This is a genomic window from Hyunsoonleella aquatilis (assembly GCF_014270105.1).
Classification (GTDB): Bacteria; Bacteroidota; Bacteroidia; order Flavobacteriales; family Flavobacteriaceae; genus Jejuia; species Jejuia aquatilis.
In genome coordinates, this window is sequence record NZ_JACNMF010000001.1 from 319,991 (window position 1) to 345,260 (window position 25,270).

Genomic DNA, 25,270 nt, shown 5'->3' on the forward strand with positions numbered 1-25,270 from the left:
ACAATCCTTACGAAAACGATATTTATGCTGAAAATTCGTGTTGCGATGAGTTTGAATCTAAAATTTGAAATGATAATTATCCCTATAAACTAAATAGCGAAGAAAGGACAAGAGTAAATCCAGCCTATTAAACTACCATAAAAATGAAAAATTTTAAAATTAAAACCTGTGCCATTATTTGGATTGTATTAATGAGCTTTTTTAACTGTAGCCAAGGTGATGTTACAAGTGAAGAAAAGGAAGAAAAAACTGAAGAGAACCATTCAGGTTTAGCTCTTGTTGACCAAGTAAGTTTAAGTAGTGCGGACGATGAGTTTGGGATTGACATTATAGCCACCGATAACGGCTATATAATATGTGGCGTGGCAAATGAAGAACGCCCTTATCTTATAGCAATAGATAAAAACCTGAACGTAATTTGGGAAAAAAACTTGGGGACAAGTGGTGTTGGTGGATTTGAGAGGATTATTAAAACGAAAGATGGCAATTACGTTGCAACTGGTTTTACCGAAGTTACTGGCAATGATTTGGACCTAGACGTATATGCCGTTAAAATAAATGATTCTGGTGAAATCCTTTGGGAGAATACGTTCAACTTCAATTATATTACAGACACAACCATGGATATGATTGAGGCTTCCAATGGTGATATTGTTATTGCAGGAAGTAAGCTAACAGAGCCTCTGCCTGCAAGTATTTTTGATGCTAAAAAGGATATTTTAGTGGTAAGAATTGATGCAGGAGGTGATTTGGTTTGGTCCAATACTTTTGGTGAGGTTGACAGTAATGAAGGGTTGTCTTCAATTATAGAAGATAGCAACGGTGATTTTTTGATAGGGGGCTCATTGTCCGTTGAAATTCCCAGTAATAATGGCAGTATTGTCACTACTAGTGAAAGCGATGTGCTGTTGCTCAGGGTAAATTCTGACGGCCAGTTGCTGACCAGAAAAACACTTGGTTCTTCTGAAAGCGACGGTGCTGCAAGACTTCATAAACTTAGTAATGGACAAATTGTTGTATTGAGTGCTAGTTCAGGGTCCGATCAAGATGTTATCCAGCAAAATAAAGGCGAACAGGATATATGGTTGTTTTCAATAGATAGTAACTTAAATATTACTAATCAAGCTAGCTTTGGTGGTGTTGGGATGGATTATGCCAGTAGACTAATAGAAAAAAGTAATGGCGAATTACTTTTGATAGGAGATACAAACTCACATTTAATAACAGCTAGTAATGCCTTTGCCTCCTCGGATGTATGGATTTTAAGGCTGTCGTCTGCATTCACGGTCTTAGATGAAATTACTATTGGGGGTAGTGATTATGATGGAGCTTCTGGGGCTATATTGGATAGTGACGATAATTTGGTGGTTGTTGGGAGTTCAGTGTCAACTGACGGCGATGTGGTAAACAATATGGGTAATTGGGATATTTGGGTGACTTTTATAAAAGATTTTGAATAATTCATTTGAGGTGTTAAATGCACGGTTAAAAATGGGCTGGATGCATTTAATAGCTTTTAAAATTAATCTCAACCAAACCAATACCACCTTCCTTGAGTGTCCCAATGGACACCGTTATTTCCGGTAAGCACTTTTACTGAAGCTACTTGTTCCGGTTCAATCCTCGAAGACCAGTCGCATGAAAAGAAAGTTTGTTCATTTTGTAATATTCAATTGAAAAACTGCCTAAAGAGTCCGAGAAAGCCATCTTTTTGGTCTTTTTTGCTGAAACTTCAACATCATTCAAAGTATAAGCTTTAAAAGCTAAAATCCTGCCGTTGATGATTTTTGTCTGATCGTGAAGATGGTCTATTGTGATAAAAAACAGAATGCACTAAAAACTATAACAATTTATTTGATGGATGAAGGCTGAATTTTGCATAAATATGGCGATGGTAACTGTTTTTCAATAAGATTTGAACAGTTGTCATGCAATTGGAGCTTTATGTTTTAATTAAGGAAAAGTGCCTCAACTGAAATGGAAAAGTAGGCATTTCATATCTATGTTTTCAATATTTTATCCGATTTAATGGACTTTTTCTTGCGAAATTGAAACTAAAATTGTACGTTTGTCGAGTAAATTTGCTTTTTATCGATTATGTTGATTAGGAATTTTCCAACCCCAAATTCTTAATTATGGAAAAAAAGTACATTTTTAGCTCTCCTATCTTAACCGTAATCTGCGTCTTTTTGTTTGGGATTTGCATTGCAAATGCTCAGACGATACAAGTAGAAGTGCTGGGAGGAGCGGTGGTAACCCAAGGTTCAACAGTTACGATCAATGCAGGAAATGCCATTGATTTTAGAATTACAAATACGTCTGCTGGATGTACGAAGTTGAAGGTACAGGATGTTGATATTTCAAATACCACCGATTTTGATATTAGCCCAAATAACCCGAAAAGAACTGTTCGATCTCAAGGCTGTAAAAACTGGAAAAAATACCTTGATTTTGAAATAGAAAATATAAGTCCTAATTGCACGACTACAAGTACTTTAGTAACTATTGAAATCAAAAACCAAGCTGATTTTACCTTTACAGTAGAAGTAAATTCCGCTCCGGAAATATATGTTTTGGGTGGGAGTCCATTTGCCGATATCATGCATGGTGACACTACAACTTCTGATACAAATGGTACTTATTTTGGTATTATAGATGAAGGAAATGTAGAGGTAAGGCGGTATGCTATCGCCAATATTGGAAGCTGTGATTTGGATATATCCACAATTACAAGCTCAAATTCAGATTTTGCTGTATCATCTCCGTACCCCATTCCATTTAATGGTTTGGATCCATTCTTTTTTATTGTTTTTGACGTAACATTTACTGCTCCAGTAGCGGGTACCGGAACGCAATCCTCTACCATAAGCATTGGGAATTCAGATAACACCACATTCACATTTGTGGTTGAGGCCGAGATGTTTAACGAGAATATTCCAGGCCCGGGAGGTATTACGGCCGATTTCAGGCTCTGGTTAAAATCCACTAGAGGTATTGTTGATACCGCATCAAAAGTTTCAGAATGGCAAGATTTAGGGACGAATGGCAAAGATGCCATTCAGCCAACAGGAACCAATCAGCCAACGTATTTGGACACAGCAACGGACAATATCAACTTTAACCCTGTAATAAAATTTGAAAATGACGGAGGCGCAACGGAGCAATATTTATACAATGCCACCAATGGTTTTTATAGTCAGGACATATTTATAGTGATGATTCCGGATGCTACAATGACAAGTGCATCGGCCAGAAACACTATTTTTGCTGGAACATCCTCCGGAAATGCTGGTGATATCACAGGTGTAGGCTTTGGGGATTACTCTTCAGAATTTACCAATGAAACATTGTCCTACAATCAGGACGTTGCTGGTGGTGGGAGTTATAATGGCGAGGCAGAAATTAGTTCGTCTTATGCAAATGCGGGGATTATTAATGTTAGAAACAACTCGGCAACTTCACCCACCGGACAGGATATATTATACAATTCCGTGGTCTTGACCACCAATTCCGTTAATGATATTGCTTTTGCGAACGTGGGCTCACCTGGTCCTCCAATTCTGGGGACTGAATATTGGATAGGACGTAATTTTGATGTCCAAGGAAGTTTAAATGGAAGAATAGCTGAAATTTTCACTTTTGCTGAACGCGTTACAGATGCAGATCGTCAAAAAATAGAATCCTACTTGGCCATTAAATATGGCCTGACTTTAGGTGCTGCAACAGAGGCCCAAAAGGACTATATCAATTCCTTTGACACAAAAGTTTGGGACATTACCGCAAATGCCGGTTATAATTATCACGTGGCAGGAATTGGTAGGGATTCTATTTCTGATTTGAATCAAAAGCAATCCAAAACGTTGAATATGCTCAACGAAGTGACTATAGGCTTAAATGGTATTTCAACCACCAATAGTGCCAATATTCATGAGTTTGAAAATGATGGCGACTTTTTGGTTTGGGGCTCAAATGATTTGGCCTACACGGCAAGTGGCTCAAACACTATTACAATAAGTTCTGGAATTACTACCTCTTTAACCAGAGTATTGCGCCAGTGGAAAATTATCGAATCTACTGAAGTAACAAGTGACGTTGGCAACGTTTTCGTCAGCATTCCATCAGGGGCCTTTAGTGGTTTTGCTTTAGGTACAGACGAGGAATATGTGCTAGTCGTCGCAGATACGGGTACTTTCGCCAATGCTGATATTATCGATGTGATTCCATTAAAAGATGATGGTTCGGGAAATCTACAAACTTGGTACGATTTTGATGGAACAAAATATTTTACTTTCGGTAAGGCCGGTAAGTATTCAAATGACAGGGCCTTAAGTATTGGTGCCGGCGATTATTTAGTCGGTGAATATGATTTAAATCTTAGCGTTGACGATTTTACGATTTCCGCTTGGATTAAAAACTCTACAACTTCTGGAACAAGAACAATTATGGCCAAAGGCGAAAAACTGCAATTAAGATTGAACGGTAATGAGGAAATTGAGGTCATGATGGACGATGCGGTAACGCCACGTTTTACATCAAATGTTCAAATTAATGATGGTAAATGGCATCAAATAACCTTTGTGTATCACAGTGGAACTATATTTCTTTATGTTGATGGCGTTTTAGACAAATCCGAGCAAAATGTAGTACACCCTTCACCTAACTACAATCACTTTTCGGTCGGCGCAGTATATGTTGACAAAAGCAATATTCTTAATCCGTTTTTAGGAGAAATAGATGAGATTTATGTTTGGGATGTTGGGCTTACTGAAGATCAAATTCGATATTTGATGAACCAGGAAGTAGAGCGTTTTGACATTTCAGGAACGGATTATGTGGACGGTAAAATTATTCCCCAAGCAAGCACCAGCAATGAAATTGGTACGATTACTTGGTCGCATTTAAGGGCCTATTACGATTTCAATGCGTTTTATGGATCGACAACCGAAGGTTTAACGGATGACAGGTATTTTTTAAGGTTGAAATATTTGGATAAGGACAAATCCATGACTGATGCACAAACTATTCCTGTGCCCTATATTTCGGCAAATGATGGGGCTTGGGATACAGCAACTACATGGAGTAATAATGCCGATCAAGTCATTCCAAATACAACAAGTTTGGATGGTTCTACAGTAGTGGATTGGAATATTGTTGAAATTGGGCATAACATTACCTCGGGAGACAGGGATGTTTCGGTTCTGGGACTCACCCAAACCGCAGGAAAATTAACCATCGCCGATCCTATTGAAGCCCAAGATGAAACCAATTCAGGTCAGGCTTTAACGGTTACCCACTATTTGGAAATTGACGGCGTAATTGATTTGGTAGGAGAATCACAATTGATACAAACAGATAAAAGTATAATTGATGCCGATAGTGGGGGCTATATTGAGCGGGACCAACAGGGTACGGCAAATGGCTTTAACTATAATTATTGGTCATCATCCGTTGGCCCAATTACAGGAAATACTGCTACTAGGGGTACGGGAATTTCGGCATCTAACGCCAATAATAACATGGTTGGCTTTTTAAATGACGGGACCATTTCCGGACTTTACCAGGATTTGACTTATAGCTCTTCTGCAACTGCAAGTGATGGTACCCCACCACCACCGGGATTTGCCAGAACCATAAGTTCGCATTGGTTGTATAAGTTTTATGGTGAAGCCGACAATTATTTTGCATGGCAGAAAATTGATGAAAACACGGCTTTACTGCCAGGCGAAGGATTCACTATGAAAGGGACATCAGGCACGGTTGCTATAGCTACTCCCCAAAACTATGTTTTTGAAGGTTTGCCGTACAATGGTGATATCACGCTTGAATTGGATAATTCATCAGGCGAAGTGGATCGCTTAATTGGTAACCCATATCCTTCCGCCATAGATGCTACCGAATTTATATTGGATAATTTAAGTATTGCTGACGGAGGTACTAATACCAACGGAACAATTTTTAATGGCGCATTATATTTTTGGGATCATTTCGGAGAGGAGAACACGCATGTTTTAAAGGAATATGTAGGGGGTTATGCTACTCGAAATTTAACTGGTGGTGCTGCCGCTATTTCTAATGATGCTAGAATCAATAACACATCTAACGGAGGAGGAGCTGCAACGGGGACAAAAGTTCCGGGGGAATATATTCCCGTAAATCAGGGGTTTTTCGTATCCACGGCGTTGGACGGATTGGATAACGATAACGGTACCCCAATACTTACGGTTGATGGTGGTGATATTGTCTTCAAAAATAGCCAGCGGATTTTCGCAAGGGAAGATGGGAGTACATCGCTTTTTACTAAACCTGGCACAAAAAAAGGAAGTAAACAAATTGCAGGTACAGGAGTCGAAAAACCGATGATAAAATTGATTTATAGTTCTCCGCAAGGTTACCATAGGCAATTGGTTTTGGGCGCTGATCCAAATGCATCTTTAGATTTCGATTTAGGTTATGATGCTTTTATGCTGGATGTTGGTATTGAAGATATGTATTGGTTGATTAATGATAGCAGGTTTGTGATTCAGGGAGTAGATGGATTTGAACAAACACAAAAATATGACTTGGGAGTAAAGGTTAAAGAAGCCGGAATTGCCAAAATGAGCTTAGAGCTTAAAGAAAATAGCGATGTTGCTGTCCAAATTGAAGATACTGAAACTGGTGAAGTCTTCAATATTGAAAATGAACCCTTTGAGGTGTATTTGGAGGCCGGTACATATAATGATCGATTTAAACTGGTATTTGCAGGCCAATCTCAATTGTCAGTTGAAGAAGTGCAATCCGTAAAGGATAAATTGGAAACTTATTTTGATAGAGAAGCATCGGTACTAAAAGTAAATCTGATTTCAAAAGCCGAGGCTTTAAGCGCTTCGTTCTCAAATATAATGGGCCAACAAATTTTGGAACAAAACGTTTCCTCGAATAGCTTTAAAATGCCAATAAATGTTAATTCAGGCGTTTACATTTTAAACCTAAAAACCACACAGGGGACACTAAGTAAGAAGCTAATTTTAGAATAGAAACAGGATCGTAATTTGGCAAAGCAAAGGTTTCGTATGCGAATAAGCGACTGATTGTTCTTGTGCTCTCCTTTAGTGTAAATTCTACTTGCTGGATTCGGCTTTTTAAAGTGCCTCTCATCAAAAGCCCCATAAAATTTGAATTCTTAGGTCGAAATCACATCATGTAAAAAAAGAGCTTGATTTTCTTCGGGCATCCTTTGTGGTGGGTTTAATCTTGAGAGAATCATTTTATAAATACAGAAAAAAGCTGTAATATTGCATTTTGTATACAAAATGCAATTTCGGAAAAGTGATTGAATATACAGACTTAAGCCGGCCTATTTATAAGCGTTTAAAGGAGATGATCCGAAACGGCGAATTGAGGCAGGGCGAAAAAATAGTGCAGGAAAAGATAGCCGAACAGTTAGGCGTAAGCAGAACGCCGTTGATGAAAGCTTTACTAGCCCTTGAGAATGAGTATTTAGTAGAAAGTATCCCCCGCCGCGGTATGTACATCAAGACTTTGGACTACAGCCAAATTATCGATATTTATGTATGCAGGGAGGCTTTGGAAGGTATGGCCGCAAGAATTTTGGCTGAAAAAAAGGAGCCTACCGCAGTTAAAAAACTGAAGGACTGTTTTTCTCCTTTTGTGGGTTTGACCGAAATCGACCAGCAAACTTATGCCGATGCGGATGAGGTATTCCATTCACTGTTGATAACACTTACGGGCAACAAACCACTGGATAACATCTACTTTTTCAGCAACATACACGATAAGGTTGTCGGGCACGGCTTGGTGAGGTCGCCAGAGGAGACCTTGGAAGAACATTTTAATATCATTGCAGCGATTGAGGAAGGGAATGCAGATAGAGCTGAAGAACTAGCAAGAGCACATATCAGTAAATCAAAAGAATTATTAATAAACCAAAGTAAAAAACAAAGAAAGTGAGTAATTACAAAATTGCAGTAGTGCCAGGTGATGGTATTGGTAATGAAATTGTACCCCAAGGACTGAGAGTTTTAGAGGCCGTGGCCAAAAAGCACAATTTTTCAATCGAAACTGAGGAGTTTGGTTGGGGAGCAGGATATTATTTAAAACACAATCAATTTATGCCCGATGACGGGATTGAAAAGTTGAGGGCATTTGATGCTGTGTATTTTGGTTCCGTTGGTCTTCCAGCAGTGGACGACACCTTGCCCGCAAAAGACTACACCTTTAAGGTGAGAACACATTTTAATCAATATGTGAATCATAGACCTGTGCGCACATATCCAGGCGTAACGAGACCTATTCGTTCAGAAAAACATATCGATTTTGTAATTGTAAGAGAGAACAATGAAGGAGAGTTTGTTCAGATGGGTGGGCAATATTTGCCAGATTTTGAAAACGGGATGGGTATTGATACCAGTGTTTTCACAAGAAAGGGTATTGAACGCGTGGCGCACTATGCGTTTAAGTTGGCCAGAACCAGACGTAACAAAGTTACGCATATTACAAAGTCCAATACTTTAATCAATAGTTTATCCTACTGGGATAGGGTGATTAAAGAAGTGGCCGAACAATATCCGGATGTAGAACACCAACAGATGTATATCGACAACTCCACGGCCATGTTCGTACTAAAGCCAGAACAATTTGATGTAGTGTTGACTACAAACTTATTCGGTGACATCTTGAGTGATTTAGGAGGTGCTGTAATGGGAAGCCTTGGTTTAGGAGGTAGTGGCAATATCAACCCTGAAAAGGAATTTCCATCAATGTTTGAACCGATCCATGGGTCGGCTCCAGATATTGCAGGTCAGAATATTGCTAATCCTTACGGACAGATTTGGTCTGTGGCCTTAATGCTGGAGCATTTGGGCGAGTCCGAAGCAGCAAACAATATTATGGAGGCTATTGACAAGTCAACCTCTTCAGGGGTGTTGACGGTAGATTTGGGCGGCAAAGCCAGTACAACTGACGTTGCCGACGCGGTCATAGCAAACCTTTGATTAGTAGCCAAATGGATAGGGTAGTTGATCTAACGATGGCATACCACAACGGTATCAATGGTTTTTCCAAAGAAGTTGCAAAAACCAAAGATAAAGACGGGTGGAATGCCAGTACCCTATCCTTTTATTCACATGTGGGTACCCACATGGATGCCCCATTTCATTTCAATGTAAGCAACCAGACCGTTGATGAAATCCCTGTGTCAGATTTTATTGGACGTGCTTATGTAATTGATGCACGAGAGGTAGAGCCTAAAGGGCTGATTAAAGTAAATCATATTCCTGACGAAGTTCGTGAAAAATTTATCGAGGGCGATAGTTTGATTATTTGGACGGAATGGTCCAAACATGCTGGGACTCAAAAGTATAGAGACGATTTGCCGCGAATCAGCGAGGGATTAGCCCAGTGGTGTATCCAACATAAAGTAAAAATGATTGCGGTGGAACCACCTTCAGTGGCCGATGTAAACAATCTGGATGAGGTGACCAAAATCCATGAGATTCTTCTCGCTGGTGTGGTGATTATCGAAGGTATTACCAATATTGAAAGTTTAAAATCCAATTGTGTAAAGCTCATTGCATTACCGCTGAAAATAAAAGAAGGGGACGGAGCTCCCGCACGTGTTATCGCCATTGAAAATTATTGATGCTAAAAAGCCTTAAACATATTTTAAGCAATCTTCCCTCTGAAGATTCGAATGATTATCGCTCCGAAAACAGGGCGTTGTTTTCCAAATTGGATAAAACCTGTATCGTTATTGATGATGACCCCACTGGGAACCAAACCGTTTATGGCATTCCATTATTGACAGAATGGAGCATGGACGTCTTTATAAAGGAATTTATTGAGGGCACGCCAGTGTTTTATGTTTTGACAAATTCAAGAAGTTTAACACCGGAAGGCACTTCAAAAATATATGAGGAAATAGCCCAAAATATTTTGAAGGCATCAAAGGTTACTCAAAGAAAGTTCACTATTGTCAGTCGAAGCGATTCCACGTTACGCGGCCATTTTCCGTTGGAGCCTGAAACTTTGCAGAAATATTTGAATTTAAACGAGGCCATTACCGTATTTATTCCAGTAATGTTTGAGGGCAATCGTGTTACTGTGGAGGATGTCCATTATATTAAAAACGGGGATGACCTCACCCCGGTTAATGAAACCCCTTTTGCCCAAGACCATTCTTTTAAATATTCAAATGCAAATTTAAAAGCCTATATCGCAGAAAAAACAAATGGCGATATTCAGATTTCTGATGTTTTCTCTTTTTCATTGGAGGAAATTAGGCAATTGGACGTAAACGTCCTTGCTGAAAATATTTTGGAAATTCCTGCAAACAGCTACTGTATTTTTAACAGTTTGAATTACTCCGATTTGGATAAAGTATCTCAAGCATTACTAAGAGCAGAGGCTTTGGGTAAACCAATAGTTTACAGGACTTCAAGTTCTTTCGTGCCATCATATATCGGGTTAGAGCCAAGAGGATTACTAACTTCAAAAGATGTATTTTCAGAACACAACACTAACGGGGGTTTGACAATTGTTGGGTCCTACGTAAAAAAATCTTCAGAACAATTGAGCAATGCCCTTTCTATTTTTCAAAAGGAGAGCATCGTAGAAGTAGATGTATCGCAAGTACTCTCCACCGAATATGAATCGCATTTGAATGACCTGATTTTGAGAATAGATACTCATATTTCTCAAGGGATGGATGTTATCGTTTATACCAGTAGAAAACTGATAACGGGGAATTCCCAGAACGACACAGTCGATATTGCCATTAAGATATCAAACGCTTTGGTAACGCTGGTTAGAGGCATTTCTATACGCCCAAAATACATCATTGCAAAAGGCGGGATTACATCCCACGATTTGGCAACAAAAGGCCTTGGTATGAAACGATCCAAAGTTTTGGGGCAAGTACAACCCGGAATTCCCCTCTGGGAAATGGGAGAGGATACCCATTTTCCAAGATTGCCATATATTGTTTTTCCAGGAAATGTTGGGGATGCCGATACTTTAAAAACCATTATAACTAAACTAAAACACCATGTTCAATAACTCCAAACGCTATAGGTTTTTCCTTGGCTCATTCTTGATTACTTTGTTGCTTTACGTGGACAGGGTATGTATTTCATCCGCTAAGGATTCTATTGCTGGCGACTTAGTTTTGACCGATATTCAAATGGGTTGGGTGCTAAGTGCCTTTGCCCTTGGGTATGCTTTGTTTCAAGTGCCCGGAGGTGCTTTAGGAGATAAATATGGGGTTAGAAAAGTGTTGACATGGATTATGGTATTGTGGTCCATTTTTACATCTTTAACAGGGGTGGCGTGGAACTATATTTCCATGCTATTTTTCAGATTTACCTTTGGTGCAGGAGAGGCGGGAGCATTCCCCAATATTTCAAGAGCTGCCTTCTCATGGATACCGACAAAGGAAAGAGGCCTTTTTCAGGGTATTAACTTTTCTGGATCCAGATTGGGAGCTGCTTTTGCTCTGCCATTGGTGGCCTATCTTATTGATGCTTGGGGTTGGCGCAATATCTTTTACTTTTTTGGAGCCATTGGGATTATATTCGCTGTTGTCTTTTATTGGGCATTTAGAAATAAACCGGAAGATCACCCGGGATTATCTGAGGCCGAAAAGGAATATATCGTGAACAATAGGCAACACGCCGTAGAGAAAAAAGGAGGTAATCTTTCAATAGGAACTATTCTTGGATCAAACAATGTCATATTGGCCATGATACAGTATATCGGAAGCAACTTTATTTTCTTTTTTATGTTGACGTGGTTGTTTCCATATATCAAAGCGAAGTATGAATTAGGCCTTGTGGCAACTGGTTTTTATGCCATGATGCCTTTGTTGGCGGGTGCATTGGGGAACTGGGTTTCAGGTTTTATGGTAGACAGTATTTACAAAACAGGAAAATGGAAGCAGTCCCGACAAATCCCGGCTACTATTGGATTTGTTTTGGTAGTGATAGGCATACTTTCCAGTTTATATATGGATACACCTTTGGGTGCGGTATTCTGTTTATCCGTTGCTATTTTTGGAGCAGATATGACCTTGAGCCCATCGTGGTCTTTTTGTATGGATATTGGTGAAGAAAACTCGGGAAAGGTCTCTGGAATGATGAATATGGCTGGGAATATCGGTGCATTTACAACCGCATTGGCTTTTCCATACCTTCGTGAATGGACCGGAGCCGATGAGCCTTTTTTCTACGTAGCCGCCGCACTTGGATTTGTAGCCATATTTTGCTGGTACTTTATGAACCCCAATAAAAAATTAAGTGATGCGTAAATTAAAAGGAGTGGCCATTGGGGCCGGGTATTTTAGTCAGTTTCAGTATCAGGCATGGACTAGAATTCCGGAAGTTGAAATCACGGCACTTTGTAATTCCAACAAAGAACGGGCAAAGAGAATCATGGATGCCTATGGTGTAAAAAACCATTATACCGACTATAAGGAGATGATCCTCAAAGAAAAGCCTGATTTTGTGGATATTATTACCCCTCCTGAAACGCATTTTGAGATGTGCAAGTTTGCTGCAGATCATGGCGTTCATATTATCTGCCAAAAGCCCATGGCGCCAACTTATGAAGAGTCAGTGCGCATCGTGGATTACGTTTCGAAGAAGAATGTGCGCTTCGTGGTCCACGAAAATTTCAGATTTCAACCTTGGCACCGGGAGATTAAAAAACTGATTGAAAATGATGCCGTCGGCGAACTTTTCAACCTTAATTTTAGGTCTCGAATGGGCGATGGATGGGGAGAGGATGCCTACTTATCCCGTCAGCCCTACTTTCGGGATTATAAAAAACTATTGATTTATGAAACCGGTGTACATTTTATAGACACTTTCAGATATCATGCTGGGGAGGTGAACAATGTATATGCCATTTTAAAACGACTGAACCCCGTCATTAAAGGTGAAGATGCTGGATTAATGGTTTTGAATTTTGAATCGGGAGCAACGGCAGTGTGGGATGCCAACCGATACAACGAGAGCAATATTGAAAATTTCCGATATACCTTTGGCGAGTACTTGGTGGAAGGTTCAAAGGGCTCTATCCGGTTATATAATGATGGCAAAATTACTGTACAGCATTTGGGAAAACCTGAAAAAGAGCATCAATATGAGCATCGTAACATTGGTTTCGCAGGAGACTGTTGCTATATCTTTCAACGTGATTTTATCGATAAACTGATTTCGGGAGCATCTTTTGAAACCAATGGCCCAAGCTATTTAAAGACATTGAAAATCCAGGAAGCAGCTTATAAATCTGCTGAAACCAATTCACCCATTAAAATAATTTAGGTTTCAATTTCGTAAAACCTGGTTTTTTGGCTTGCTATTTTTGTAAATTGCATCTTCGTTTTACTTAGATATAACCCTGATGGTCACTTTAAAACAGCTTGCAAAGGAACTTAATGTTTCAATTTCTACCGTTTCAAAAGCACTTAACGATAGTGAAGAAATAGGTGAGGATACCAGAAAGCGCGTAAAGGAGCTAGCTGAATTGTATAACTATAAGCCCAACAAGGTAGCGCTAAGTTTAAAGCAAAACAAAACGAAAACGATTGGGGTGATCATCCCGGATATCCTAAACCATTTTTTGTCTAAAGTACTTTTTGGGATTGAGCGGGAAGCCAGTAAGCATGGTTATAATATTATTACATGTATCTCCAATGAATCCTTGGAAAAGGAAAAGGAAAGCCTGGAACTTTTGGCCAATGGGAGCGTGGACGGCTTTATTTTGAGTTTGGCTGAAGAAACCCAAATGAAAAATGAAGTACATCATTTGAGAGATACCATAGGGCAGGGATTGCCGATTGTAATGTTTGATAGGGTAGCCCATGACGTCATGTGTGATAAGGTAATTGTGGATGATTTTGAAGCTACGTATAATGCCACCAAGAATTTGATTGCCGAAGGGCGAAAACATATTGTTTTTATCAGTAAAATAGATGATATAAGCGTTGGTAAATTAAGGGAAAGAGGCTATAACAAAGCAATTTTAGAAGCACAAATGTCGCCTTTGGTTTTAAAAATTAAGAAAGGCGATGATATCCAGCAAAAAATTAGAAAGCTTTTAAAGAAGAATAAAACTATTGACGGAGTTGTGGCCGCAGATAGCGCTTCTGGAGTTGTTGCCATTAATATGGCGATAAACCTGAAGAAAAAAGTACCAAAAGATATTTCAGTGGTTGGTTTTTCGAGTAAAGCTGTATCCAATCACTCGGTACCTAGATTGGCTATTATCAGACAACATGCCAAAAGAATCGGAGCCATGGCAGCCGAGATGCTTATTGCGCGTTTAAATAATACTACTGAATCACAGCCTGATTTTTCAACAAAGGTGATAAAAACCAGTTTTGTAAAAAGCGAATCTACCTTATAAATCTAGGGATGGAAAGACAAGTTTCTTTGAAAGAAAATACAGGTAAAAAACACAATATGCAGTTAATCGATGTTTTTTATCGATAAAATATGCCTTTTGTCGAGTATTTTGTCAAATACTACCTCTCGCCTCTACTTTCGTACCAGATAACGAGCAAACTATATTCCCTCTCTGCACGTTATGTTAATTAATCCTTTTTTTGACCCAGGTCATTCTCCCTCGAAAATTTGAAAATCATTTCGTATGCTTTTGAGCATCCGATTTTTAAAGTTAATTATTCCATTTTCCCTTGATTAAGATTTTGAATTAAAATCTTGATTTTTTTAACGTGTAAGTTTTTAAAACTTAGATAAAGAGAAATAGTTTAACCTTAAATTTCGAATGAATATGAAAGCCCTAAAAATTACCTTAGTCTTAGCCTTTTTAGCTGCCTCTTTAACCTCTTGTGTAAAGCAGGATTTGAATGAAGATGACGTTTTAGTATCACCGGTAAACGAAATACCGTCTCCATTTACTGGAGGTAGTGGACATGATCAATAATTTCTAGTAGTTACAATATTTTAGCCCTTAGGATTTTTTCTTAAGGGCTTTTTTAATTTAAGAATTTAAAAATTATAGATACATTTGAAAAAAGAGTCAATTTTACCAAATTTTGAGAATAAAACTTATTCATTTTCTAGTTGTGTTAGGGTGCTGTTATTCCTCAGCTCAGACAGGTAGCCATTCAGATAAAATAGATTCTATTCAAAATTTTATCCAGAACATACCTAATTCGGACTCACTTCTCATTGCTAAACAGCACTATAAAATTGCAGAGCTATATAGATTCTCTTCCATTAATGATAGTGCCTATTACTATTATAACAAAGCCGCAAAAGTTTTTAAAAATCGAAAACTTCTGTTCGAAACTGCAATCACCCTTTTTGGGCTAACAGTAGTTCAAACTAACAATAAAGATTACACAGGTGCCGAAGTAACCGCATTTGAAGCAATTGATATACTTGAAAATCTTCCTCAGAATAATAATGTAAAAAAATACAAGTCGTATATATACAATACATTAGGGATCATATTTGACGAATTAGATTTGTTTGAAGATGCTATTAAATATCTAAACCTTTCCCTTGAAATCAAAAAAGGTTTGAATGGAGATTTTGAAAGAAGCAAAGCCCTAACAATCAATAATATTTTGAAGGTGTATCGGCGTTCTGGACAATTTGATTTGGCCGTTCAAAAATATAATGAAATATATGGCAACAAGGATTTGATTAGAAATCACCCCGACGTTTATGTTTTGGCTCTGGGCAATTATGGCAAAACACTATACGAATCAGGTAATCTGGAGCAATTGCCTGGCATATATTTAAGGGCCTTAAGAATTACAGACAGCATCAATGACAGCTACAACTCCATCATTTTGCATCAGCATTTGGCCGAGTTTTATAATGACAGAAACAATAAGGATTCTGCGAAATATTATGCCTATAAGGCCAAGGAAATTTCGGAGGATTATGCCAATGACGATTTATTGAAATCCCTTATGCTACTCTCAAAAATTGAAGAAGGTGAAACGTCAGCAAAGTTCCTCGAGCAGTATGTTAAGCTGAGCGACAGCCTTCAAAAAGCTGAAAGGGCCATCAGAAATAAATTTGCGAGAATAAGATTTGAAACTCAGCAGATTGAACAGGAAAATATCCGTATCGCCCGAGAACGCATGTGGTTGATCATTATCTCGGTCATATTATTGGTGGCGGCACTGCTGCTTTATGTGATTATATCTCAACGGGCTAAGAATAAAGAGTTGGAATTCAATAGGCAACAACAAGAAACCAATGAAGAAATCTATAATCTGATGCTTGCTCAAAATGATAAAATCGAGGAGGCTAGAGCTCTTGAGAAAAAACGAATTTCAGAAGAACTGCATGATGGGGTTTTAGGGCGATTATTCGGAACCCGTTTGAGCTTGGATAGTTTAAACCTGAACCCTTCGGTTGAGGCTATTAAAACCCGAGGACAGTATATTGACGAATTGAAGACTATCGAAGAAGATATCCGAAAGGTATCCCACGAGTTGAATACTGATTTTGTTTCAGGTTCAGGGTTTGTGGACATCATCGAGACACTTGTTGAAACCCAAACAAATGCTTATGCTCTTAAATATGATTTATCACATGACGACGACATTCACTGGGATGGCGTTTCTAACAAATATAAAATACATGTATATAGAATGCTACAAGAAGCACTGCACAATATTTATAAACATGCAGAAGCGACTAAAGTTGACGTTATTTTTAAATTAAAAAATGATGTAATTTGTCTAATAATTAAGGACGACGGGTCTGGATTTGAGGTAAACAAGGCCAAATCTGGGATTGGCTTAAAGAACATGAATTCCAGGATCGGTGAAGTTGAGGGCAACTTGCATATAGAGTCGGAAAAAGAAAAAGGTACAACAGTAACCATTGAAATACCAACCAAAATAGAAGTAAAATGACAGAACACATCAAAATTTTAATGATTGATGATCACCCAATGATTATTGAGGGGTATCAAAATACATTGTTGTTTACCAAGAAAGAAAATCAGGAACTGAGTATCCATATTGCTAACAATTGCGATGAGGCCATAATATTTATGGATAAGTCCGTCTCCAATGGTTTGCCTTATGATATGTTATTTGTAGACATAAGCCTACCCCCCTCTTCCGACGGGAAAATGAGTTCTGGGGAAGACTTGGCAGAATATGCCCGAAAGGTATTGCCAGATGCCAAAATCGTAATTCTTACCATGTTCAACGAATCTTTCAGGATTCACAACATTATGAAAAATATCGATCCCGAAGGTTTTTTGATAAAAAGTGATTTAACCTCCAGCGAGCTAGCCAGTGCTTTTCAGGCCGTTTTGAATAATCCACCATTTTATAGTGGTACTGTAAATAGTTTTATCAGGAAATCCATTACCAGCGATATAGTTATCGACGATAGAAACAGAAAAATTTTGCACTTGCTGTCCCAGGGAATCAAAACCAAAAGCTTGGCGTCCCACTTGGATATTTCTTTAAGTGCCGTTGAAAAGCGCAAAAAGCAATTAAAGGAGATTTTTTCGGTTGAGGACGGAAAGGATGAAACCTTACTTAAAGAAGCCCGTGACAAAGGGTTTATTTAGCATTTCCAATCCAGAAAAGAACTAAAAAGTGTAATAAAGTAAAAAAAAGCACATTTTTTTCCTCCCAAAAGCACCTCAAACAGTACGTTCTATAATTAAACCGTAATTCTGTTACGGTTTTTCCGCAGTTCAAAGCCGTATCTTATGGTTATCTTTGTTTTGTCAACATATCAGATTAATTAATCCCTCGATTTTTTTGTTGATAATAGCAATTTACAAAGGCCCTGTGGAGGTGAGAGACCCACAGGGCTACTTCTTTCCGAGCATTAGAAAGCACTGCCTCCATATTCTATCAATTTTCCGATGTATAGTCCCAGGAAAATGATTGCAACCACAAATTTTAAAAAGGTTGAAGTGAGAAAGCCGATAAAAGAACCGAAAGCGGCCTTTACAGCAGTTTTAGAATCATTTTTGTGGATAAGTTCGCCAATCAATGCTCCGAAAAATGGACCAATAATTATGCCTCCAGGAATTGGAGCAACCAGTCCAACAATTAAACCTATCGTAGTGCCGATCATCCCATATTTTGACCCGCCAAAACGTTTCGTGCCAACTGCCGGAATAATATAATCCAGTAGCCAAATTAAGGTAGCCACGATAAATGTGACTGCTAAAAAGGATTTGTTCATCGGTATGGCATTCGTAAAATGTATGAGCAAAAGGCCTATCCAACTGGTAATAGGACCCGGCAAAATAGGTAGAAAACTGCCCAAAATCCCCAAAATCATAAATAGGCCGGCTATGATGATTAAAATGATATCCATTATAAAAGTTTAAGTTTTTCAATAGGTAAGACGTTTTGCTAAACAAAACGTTACATTTTAAACTAAAAAATTAGTTAAAACTAAAATTTTAGTTATATTTGTAAAACTAAGTTTTTAGTTGAAATAAAAATATCATATAAAAATGAAACAACTTACCAAAGCGGAAGAGGATATTATGCAAATACTTTGGCAACTTAAAAAAGCCAATGTAAAAGCAATAATCGAACAATTGCCAGAACCAAAACCCGCTTACAATACCGTATCCACTATCGTTAGAATTTTAGAAAATAAAGGTTTTGTGGATTACGAAAAACAGGGGAAAGGCCATATCTATTTCCCCATTGTAAAAAAGCAGGACTACAGCAACCAGTCTATAAATAAACTGGTGGACAATTATTTTCAAGGCTCCTTCAAAAGTATGGTATCGTTTTTTGTGAAAAAGAACGATATGGACATAAAGGATTTGGAAGCTGTACTAAAGGAAATCAATAAAAATGACCGCTAGTATGTTGCATTATATTTTTCAAACTATCACCTTTCAATTGCTCTTTTTAATCATTTATGATGTCTTCCTAAAAAAAGAGACCTTCTTTAATTGGAACCGAGCCTATTTGCTCATTACCCCTATTTTATCATTACTGATTCCCTTTGTTAAGATAAATAGTTTTAAGGATGTTATCTCTCAAGAGTTTATGGTTCAGTTGCCTGCGGTGTTTATGGGTGATGCCACGGTTGCCGAACAAAACCCGATACAAATATCTCAATCAACGGCGGTTCAAACGTCGTTATCCACATGGGAAACGTTAATGTTAATGGGGACTGTAATTGCTGGAGTATTGTTGGTGTTCAAACTATTGAAACTTTTAAAGTTGTTAAAACGAAGCACAAAGGAAGCAAAAGGCAAGCTAGTAATGGTAAAGGTATCAAATAGTAAGATGGCCTTTTCGTTTTTTAACTACGTGTTTATAGGCGATGGTATCGATAATACTGAAAAAGCCACCATTTTAAAACACGAAATGGTACATATTAAGCAAAAGCACACGTTTGATTTATTGCTGTTTGAACTGTTGAGGATAGTGTTTTGGTTCAACCCCTTGGTGTATATGTATCAAAATAGAATTATGGCACTACATGAATTTATTGCAGATGCGCAAGCCACGAAACAGCACGATATGTCGGCCTACTATCAAAACCTATTGTCTCAGGTGTTTGATACCAAATCCCTTTCGTTTATAAATCCATTTTATAAACAATCATTAATCAAAAATCGAATCATTATGTTGCAAAAATCAAAATCAAAACAAATTAAATTACTGAAGTATATGGTATTAATCCCTGTAGTTTTAGGAATGCTTATATATACTTCATGTGAAAAGGAAGTTTATTCAAGTGAAGATTTAAGTCAATATTCATTTACAATTTCGAAAGAAGAACATGATAGCAATGCCAATTCAGAAGAAATCAGGGCGAAAACCAATAAATTTGAGTCTTTTTTAAAGTCTAATCCAAATTATGTGGGGTGGATAAATTTTGACAACAATCCAAAAACTAAAAGTTATTCTATTCACCCTTTGGAAGAGAATGTTCCCGAAAAATATACGTCCGAATACACGGAAAAGAACAGTGGAGGTGAATTATTGAAGATTAGGTACAACTTTGAAATTTTGAATAAATCACAAGAAATTACGGTGAGGAAGTTGAACCATCCAAAAGTGGAGACTGAAGAAGAAAAGGTAAAACGTCTTGAGGAGTTCGAAAAAAAGAAAGCATCTTATGCTAATGTAGAGGACGTACCTTTTGCATTTGTTGACCAAGTACCAGTTTTCCCTGGCTGTGATGGGAACTCCGCAGAAGAATTAAAAAAGTGTTTGCAGGAGAATGTTTCAAAACATGTAAATCACAATTTCAATGTTAAAATAGCCAGTGACCTTAATTTGGAAGGGAGGCAACGCGTTAATGTTATATTCAAAATTAATAAGGAAGGGGAGATAGTTGATGTGCGTTCAAGAGCACCTCATGAAGCTTTGGAAAAAGAAGCCATTAGGGTGGTAAAAACACTTCCAAAGTTAAAACCAGCCATGAATAATGGGAAAGTGGTTAACCTGCTTTATTCTTTACCAATAATTTTTCAAGTGGCCAATTAGTATGTTAAGAACGGCCCTGATTTTTTTAGTAATGTTAGTTAAAACTGAAGCACAAACTTCGGTTTTAAACATTGCCGATAGTTTGTATTTGAACGGCGATTTTACAAAATCCATCACATATTATAAAGCATACGACGATCCATCGGAAGTTTTTGATAAAATAGCGAAGGCTTACATGGCCATTGGCAACTATGATAAGGCATTAAAGCATTTTGAATCTGCCATTGAAACAAATCCGGATGATGTTTTGACCAAATACGAATTTGCAAAATTACTGTCCAAGACCAAAAATTTCGAGACGGCTTCGCTACTTTTTAAAGAGTTGATTACGAAACACAAGGACAACCCCAATTACCACTACGAACTGGGCTTGGTTTTGGAACAACTAAAGGATTCATTGGCGCAGCAAAGTTTTCATAGGGCTTTTGCGCTGGACAGTACCCACCAAAAAGCAATTTATAAAATAGCAAAGCACCATTTGCAAAAGCGCCAATATGCCAAGGTGGATATGCTGGTTGAAAAGGGATTGGAAACCTATCCCAACAATGTTGAACTGCTTAGCTTAAAAGCACAGAACCTTTTTTGGCAACAGGAATACAGAAAAGCAATACCCTGGTTTGAAAAGCTGATTGAACTTGGCGAAACCTCAGAGTTTGTTTATGAAAAGTTGAGTGCCTGCCATGTCAAACATTTCAAGTACGCTGATGCGTTGAAATACAAATTGGAAGTATTGAAGTTCAACCCCGACGATGCGATGACCAACTATACTATCGGTGCCTATTATCTAGAACTCCAAGATTACGAAAAAGCAGAAGACTTTTTAAGCAAGGCTTTATTGGTTTTAGGCAGGCCGTTACATAACGAATACGGCAAACTGACAACTGCTTTATCCTATCAAAAGAAATACCCCGAAGCAATAAAAGCCATTAAAAAGGCAATAAGGGAAGCACCCGAAATTGAATGGCCACATTTGAGGCTGGCACTTATTTTAGAAAAGTACTATGCTGATTATAACGCTAAGATTGATGCTTTTGAAGCTTTCAGGCAAAAATTTCCTGAAAGCAGGATGGCTACCTTCGTCGATGGTAAAATCAAGGCGTTAAAAGAGGAACAATTCAATCGTCAGGAAAGCGAAAACCCGAATTAGAGTGAGTTATTATAAAATAAGTTGTAACAATTATTTAGAAAGTTATGTGCCATTCAATAAAAACAATGAAAGTCTTATTTAAAATACTTCTTCTATTTTCAATTATAGGCTGTTCTTCACCTCAAAACTACAATGTGACTCCTAAACAATATATGGATGAGGTTTTTGAAATTGTGGAAAAAAAATCTATCAGAAAAGATGCTGTTGATTTAAGCCCAATAAAGAAACTCGTGTATGAAAAGTTAAAAAGCATTGATTCAATTGAAGAATGTTACCCATTGATAGAATCTACACTTATTGGGCTCCAAGACCATCACAGTTTCTTCATGCCAAAAAACAAAGTAGTTCAATGGAAATCAACTTCTAAGACGAAGAATATTTATGAATTAATGACCTTTACGGGTACAACTTTAAACAAGGATATTGGATATATTTCAATGAGGGGGTTTAATAGCGGAGATTCAATTTCTATGCAAAAATATGCTGACAGCTTACAGGATAAGATAAAATCAATTGACAGTAAAAACGTTAAAGGCTGGATACTGGATTTAAGAGAAAACAACGGAGGCAATTGTTGGCCAATGCTCGCTGGGATAGGACCTCTATTAGGTAATGGAATATGTGGCTATTTTATAGATAATGATAAAAGAAGGGCTTCATGGTTTTACGCTGATGGCGCATCTGGTATTGACTCTTTTACTAAGGTTAAAGTAAGTAAAAAACCATACGCACTAATCAATGAAGACCCCCATGTTGCTGTATTAACAAGCCCCAGTACTTGTAGTTCTGGAGAAGTAGTTGCTACGGCATTTCATAATAAGGAAAATACAAGAAGCTTTGGAAAAAGTACTGCTGGTTTGACTACTGGTAATGCTCAGTTCAAATTAAGTGATGGTTCCGCAATATTTCTAGCAACAAGTATTTACGTTGATAGAGAAGGCGTTGTGTTTGGTGGTAAAATTTCACCCGATGAAACGATAGATGTACCATTTATTTCGGTTGGCTTACGTGGAGATCCAGTTGTGGAAAGAGCAATCGAATGGATTTATGAACAAAAGCAAAATATGCTACGTAGCAAAGAATGAAAATAATTGCCTTATACTGGCTAACTTGGAAAACCCTGCAGGTTTTTCTTTGGCCGTTCTATTTTTAGTAGGTTAGTTGTGCAACCACGCAACTATCCTTACTCAAGCCTTTAATCTGAAAACCGGAGTCTAGCTTCGGTTTTCCCTTTTAGAAGGATTTTAGTTCCAAAAAAATTGTACTTTTCGGCTTCAGAATAGTTCAATGAGACCAACTTTGATTTTAATACTCCTTTTTACCCTCATGTCCTGCGAGTATTTTAATATAAAAAAAACAACTCCCGAAGCTATTTTAAAGGAGGAACTAAAGACTTTTAATTGGGATGAGGTCGATACTTATCCCAGTTTTTCTCAATGTGATAGTCTTAGTTTGAAGGAAGAAAAAAAGTCTTGTTTTGAAAGTACTTTGTATGCCGAGATTAGCGGGTTTCTTCAGAATCAAATCATTGTGGTGACTGAAGATGTTAATGATACTTTGCAATTGGAATTTAAAGTATCAAAACAAGGTGATTTATTCTTGATGAAAACTGAAATGGATTCTCTGACACAACAGCAAATACCCCAACTACAAAGACTTCTACAAAAAAGTTTGGATTCGTTGCCTAGAATTTATCCGGCCATTAAGCGTGGTCAGCAAGTTGCTACTGAGTTTAAACTTCCCGTGATTATCACAGTAGATTAAAACCGAATAGCCAATTTTCGCATCAGGCGCAACACTTCAACATACAACCAAACCAACGTTACCAAAAGCCCCCAAGTGGCCAGCCATTCTTTATATTTAGGCGATGAGTTTTTATGGCGTTCAATGTAGTCAAAGTCGAGCAGTAACGATAATGCGGCAAAAATACCTGCTACGATATTGAAAATGATGGCAGGCCATGAGGTGCCCCATATAAATACTTTTATTCCGAAAAAACCGAGTATCCACGAAATGATATAAATGATAAAAATGCTTGCAGTGACAGTTATAATTACACTTCGGAGCTTTTTTGTGACCACAATAATTCGGGTTTGATATAATAAAAGCATGACGAGAAATGTCACCATAGTTATTCCAATAGCCTGATATGGGAAGTTGGGAAAACGGGCATGGGCATAAGCTGTTGTAGCTCCCAGGAAAAAACCTTTTGCAATGGCGTACAGTGGTACCAAAATATGTGCCCAATGTTGGCGTACGGAAATCACGAGACTGATAATTATGGCGGCCAGCATACCGCCCATTGAGTACCATTTTACATCCGCGCCCTCACTGTAAAGTTTCCAAATGCCGATAGAAATAATGATAATAATGGTGATGGAAAGTGAAGATTTTACAAAGACCCCCGTCACCGTCATTTTATTGGAAGAAGGACGGTCGTTATTAAAAAAGTAATCGGTAAAAGCGGGGTTGCTCGTTTTGTCAAGTAGTTTCATTAGGGTAAATCTACTAAAAATTATAATTTGAATTTACGGCCTTTCCAACTATATCCACCAAACAGCGATAGTAGCCCAACATGAACACTAAAAAACGGATAGAAACTAAAACTGGTCAAGAAACTAAGAAATGCTTTTTTCTGCCCAAAAAATGTGGCCGTTTTGTACAGTAGCAAAAAATCAATATTCAATTTAATTACTAAAAGATACACCCAGATTTTAAAATTGAACAGACCGGCAATGGCTAAAAATGGGAGTACTAGGGCCAAAATATTTATTAAAAGGACAATGATGCCTGTCAATTTTCCAATCCAATTATTGTAGGCCTTGGCTTTGGACGCCCAACGGAGGCGTTGTTGCATAAGTTCATGCCAAGTGGGTTGCGGATTGGTTTTTACAATGGCCTTTTCACATTTTAAATAATGCACTTTATCTGGGAATTTTGATGTGAATTTTTCCAATAGGAAAATATCGTCGCCACTTGAAATATTGGTGTTGCCTTCAAAACCGTTCACTTCCTGAAAAGTAGTTTTGGTATAACCAAAATTTGCCCCGTTGCATAAAAATGGTTTTTTCAGCCCAAATCCACCAACGCCCGCTCCTTGTAAACTGAAGAGGTCCAATTGTTGAAACCTGCCCAAAAATGTTGTGCCGTCATGATACATTACAGGGCCAGCAATACATATTGAATCGGTTTGCTGAATGAATTCGTCAAAGCATTCCAACCAGAATTTTGGTAAAACACAATCTGCATCGGTGGTAATTATCCATTCGTGCTTTGCTTTGTTTATAGCTGTATCGATGGCATCTTTTTTTGGAGATTCGGTTTGTCTTTCATTGGCGACAATTTGGAAATTGAGAATTGCATTTTCCTCCAAAAATGTTTCAATGATTTCTTTTGAATGGTCTTCCGAAGCATCATCCACCAAAATCACTTCAAATAGATCTTTTGGGTAATTGAGCAAACTTATGGAATGTAGTAATTTCGGCAGATTTTCAGCTTCATTTCTAAAAGGGATGACCACTGTAAATTTCGTTTTGGCGGGAACGTCTTTCAAATGAAACGATTTGACTTTGTCAAAACCCACAATAAAACTTCCAATCAATAGCAAATAAGAAAGTACGACAATGAGGCTGAAAACAATCATA

At 37.9% G+C, this 25,270-nt stretch carries 20 protein-coding genes; 17 read left to right on the forward strand and 3 right to left on the reverse strand.

Going from position 1 to position 25,270, the window contains the following annotated elements; all coding sequences use genetic code 11:
- Positions 1–143 precede the first annotated feature (143 nt).
- The 12 genes from H7U19_RS01345 (at position 144) to H7U19_RS01400 (ending at position 17,571) form a co-directional block, all read left to right on the forward strand.
- Positions 144–1,460, forward strand: coding sequence for a hypothetical protein (locus H7U19_RS01345; protein WP_186558039.1), 1,317 nt, complete (start codon positions 144–146; stop codon positions 1,458–1,460).
- 675 nt (positions 1,461–2,135) lie between these two features.
- Positions 2,136–7,016, forward strand: coding sequence for a DUF8202 domain-containing protein (locus H7U19_RS01350; RefSeq protein WP_186558040.1), 4,881 nt, complete (start codon positions 2,136–2,138; stop codon positions 7,014–7,016).
- Positions 7,017–7,308: 292 nt separating this feature from the next.
- Positions 7,309–7,950 (forward strand): FCD domain-containing protein, encoded by a 642-nt coding sequence (locus tag H7U19_RS01355; protein WP_186558041.1) that lies wholly within the window; start codon positions 7,309–7,311, stop codon positions 7,948–7,950.
- Positions 7,947–8,993 carry a tartrate dehydrogenase gene (locus H7U19_RS01360; RefSeq protein WP_186558042.1) on the forward strand — a complete coding sequence of 349 codons (1,047 nt, stop codon included), beginning with the start codon at positions 7,947–7,949 and terminating at the stop codon, positions 8,991–8,993. The genes H7U19_RS01355 and H7U19_RS01360 overlap by 4 nt, the downstream gene beginning before the upstream one ends.
- A gap of 11 nt (positions 8,994–9,004) precedes the next feature.
- Entirely contained in the window at positions 9,005–9,640 is a 636-nt protein-coding gene (locus H7U19_RS01365) for a cyclase family protein (RefSeq protein ID WP_186558043.1), read from the forward strand.
- Complete coding sequence (locus tag H7U19_RS01370; RefSeq protein WP_186558044.1) at positions 9,640–11,055, forward strand: four-carbon acid sugar kinase family protein; 1,416 nt, start codon at positions 9,640–9,642, stop codon at positions 11,053–11,055. The genes H7U19_RS01365 and H7U19_RS01370 overlap by 1 nt, the downstream gene beginning before the upstream one ends.
- Positions 11,045–12,301: an MFS transporter gene (locus tag H7U19_RS01375; protein WP_186558045.1), complete on the forward strand. Its 1,257-nt coding sequence runs from the start codon at positions 11,045–11,047 to the stop codon at positions 12,299–12,301. Before H7U19_RS01370 ends, H7U19_RS01375 begins: the two co-directional genes overlap by 11 nt.
- Entirely contained in the window at positions 12,294–13,319 is a 1,026-nt protein-coding gene (locus H7U19_RS01380; RefSeq protein ID WP_186558046.1) for a Gfo/Idh/MocA family protein, read from the forward strand. The genes H7U19_RS01375 and H7U19_RS01380 overlap by 8 nt, the downstream gene beginning before the upstream one ends.
- A gap of 79 nt (positions 13,320–13,398) precedes the next feature.
- Positions 13,399–14,403, forward strand: a complete 1,005-nt coding sequence (locus H7U19_RS01385; protein WP_186558047.1) for a LacI family DNA-binding transcriptional regulator — start codon at positions 13,399–13,401, stop codon at positions 14,401–14,403.
- Between the two features lie 387 nt (positions 14,404–14,790).
- Entirely contained in the window at positions 14,791–14,943 is a 153-nt protein-coding gene (locus tag H7U19_RS01390; RefSeq protein WP_186558048.1) for a hypothetical protein, read from the forward strand.
- Positions 14,944–15,055: 112 nt separating this feature from the next.
- On the forward strand, positions 15,056–16,900 hold the full coding sequence (locus tag H7U19_RS01395; protein ID WP_186558049.1) for a tetratricopeptide repeat-containing sensor histidine kinase: 1,845 nt from the start codon (positions 15,056–15,058) through the stop codon (positions 16,898–16,900).
- Complete coding sequence (locus H7U19_RS01400; RefSeq protein WP_186558050.1) at positions 16,897–17,571, forward strand: response regulator; 675 nt, start codon at positions 16,897–16,899, stop codon at positions 17,569–17,571. Before H7U19_RS01395 ends, H7U19_RS01400 begins: the two co-directional genes overlap by 4 nt.
- A gap of 266 nt (positions 17,572–17,837) precedes the next feature.
- Here H7U19_RS01400 and H7U19_RS01405 read toward each other — a convergent pair whose 3' ends face one another.
- A complete protein-coding gene (locus H7U19_RS01405; RefSeq protein ID WP_186558051.1) occupies positions 17,838–18,335 on the reverse strand; it encodes a DUF456 domain-containing protein in 498 nt (165 codons plus the stop codon).
- 142 nt (positions 18,336–18,477) lie between these two features.
- Here H7U19_RS01405 and H7U19_RS01410 point away from each other — a divergent pair, with 142 nt between their 5' ends.
- The 5 genes from H7U19_RS01410 (at position 18,478) to H7U19_RS01430 (ending at position 23,390) form a co-directional block, all read left to right on the forward strand.
- On the forward strand, positions 18,478–18,840 hold the full coding sequence (locus tag H7U19_RS01410) for a BlaI/MecI/CopY family transcriptional regulator (protein WP_186558052.1): 363 nt from the start codon (positions 18,478–18,480) through the stop codon (positions 18,838–18,840).
- Position 18,841: 1 nt separating this feature from the next.
- Entirely contained in the window at positions 18,842–20,479 is a 1,638-nt protein-coding gene (locus H7U19_RS01415) for a M56 family metallopeptidase (RefSeq protein ID WP_186559839.1), read from the forward strand.
- A 31-nt stretch (positions 20,480–20,510) separates the two neighbouring features.
- Positions 20,511–21,626, forward strand: coding sequence for a tetratricopeptide repeat protein (locus H7U19_RS01420; protein WP_186558053.1), 1,116 nt, complete (start codon positions 20,511–20,513; stop codon positions 21,624–21,626).
- Between the two features lie 65 nt (positions 21,627–21,691).
- Entirely contained in the window at positions 21,692–22,711 is a 1,020-nt protein-coding gene (locus H7U19_RS01425) for a S41 family peptidase (protein ID WP_186558054.1), read from the forward strand.
- 202 nt (positions 22,712–22,913) lie between these two features.
- Positions 22,914–23,390: a hypothetical protein gene (locus H7U19_RS01430; protein ID WP_186558055.1), complete on the forward strand. Its 477-nt coding sequence runs from the start codon at positions 22,914–22,916 to the stop codon at positions 23,388–23,390.
- Here H7U19_RS01430 and H7U19_RS01435 read toward each other — a convergent pair.
- Together H7U19_RS01435 and H7U19_RS01440 are read right to left on the reverse strand one after the other, a co-directional pair.
- On the reverse strand, positions 23,387–24,121 hold the full coding sequence (locus H7U19_RS01435; protein WP_186558056.1) for a Bax inhibitor-1/YccA family protein: 735 nt from the start codon (positions 24,119–24,121) through the stop codon (positions 23,387–23,389). The genes H7U19_RS01430 and H7U19_RS01435 overlap by 4 nt on opposite strands.
- Positions 24,122–24,141: 20 nt before the next feature.
- Entirely contained in the window at positions 24,142–25,269 is a 1,128-nt protein-coding gene (locus H7U19_RS01440) for a glycosyltransferase family 2 protein (RefSeq protein ID WP_186558057.1), read from the reverse strand.
- Position 25,270: the final 1 nt, after the last annotated feature.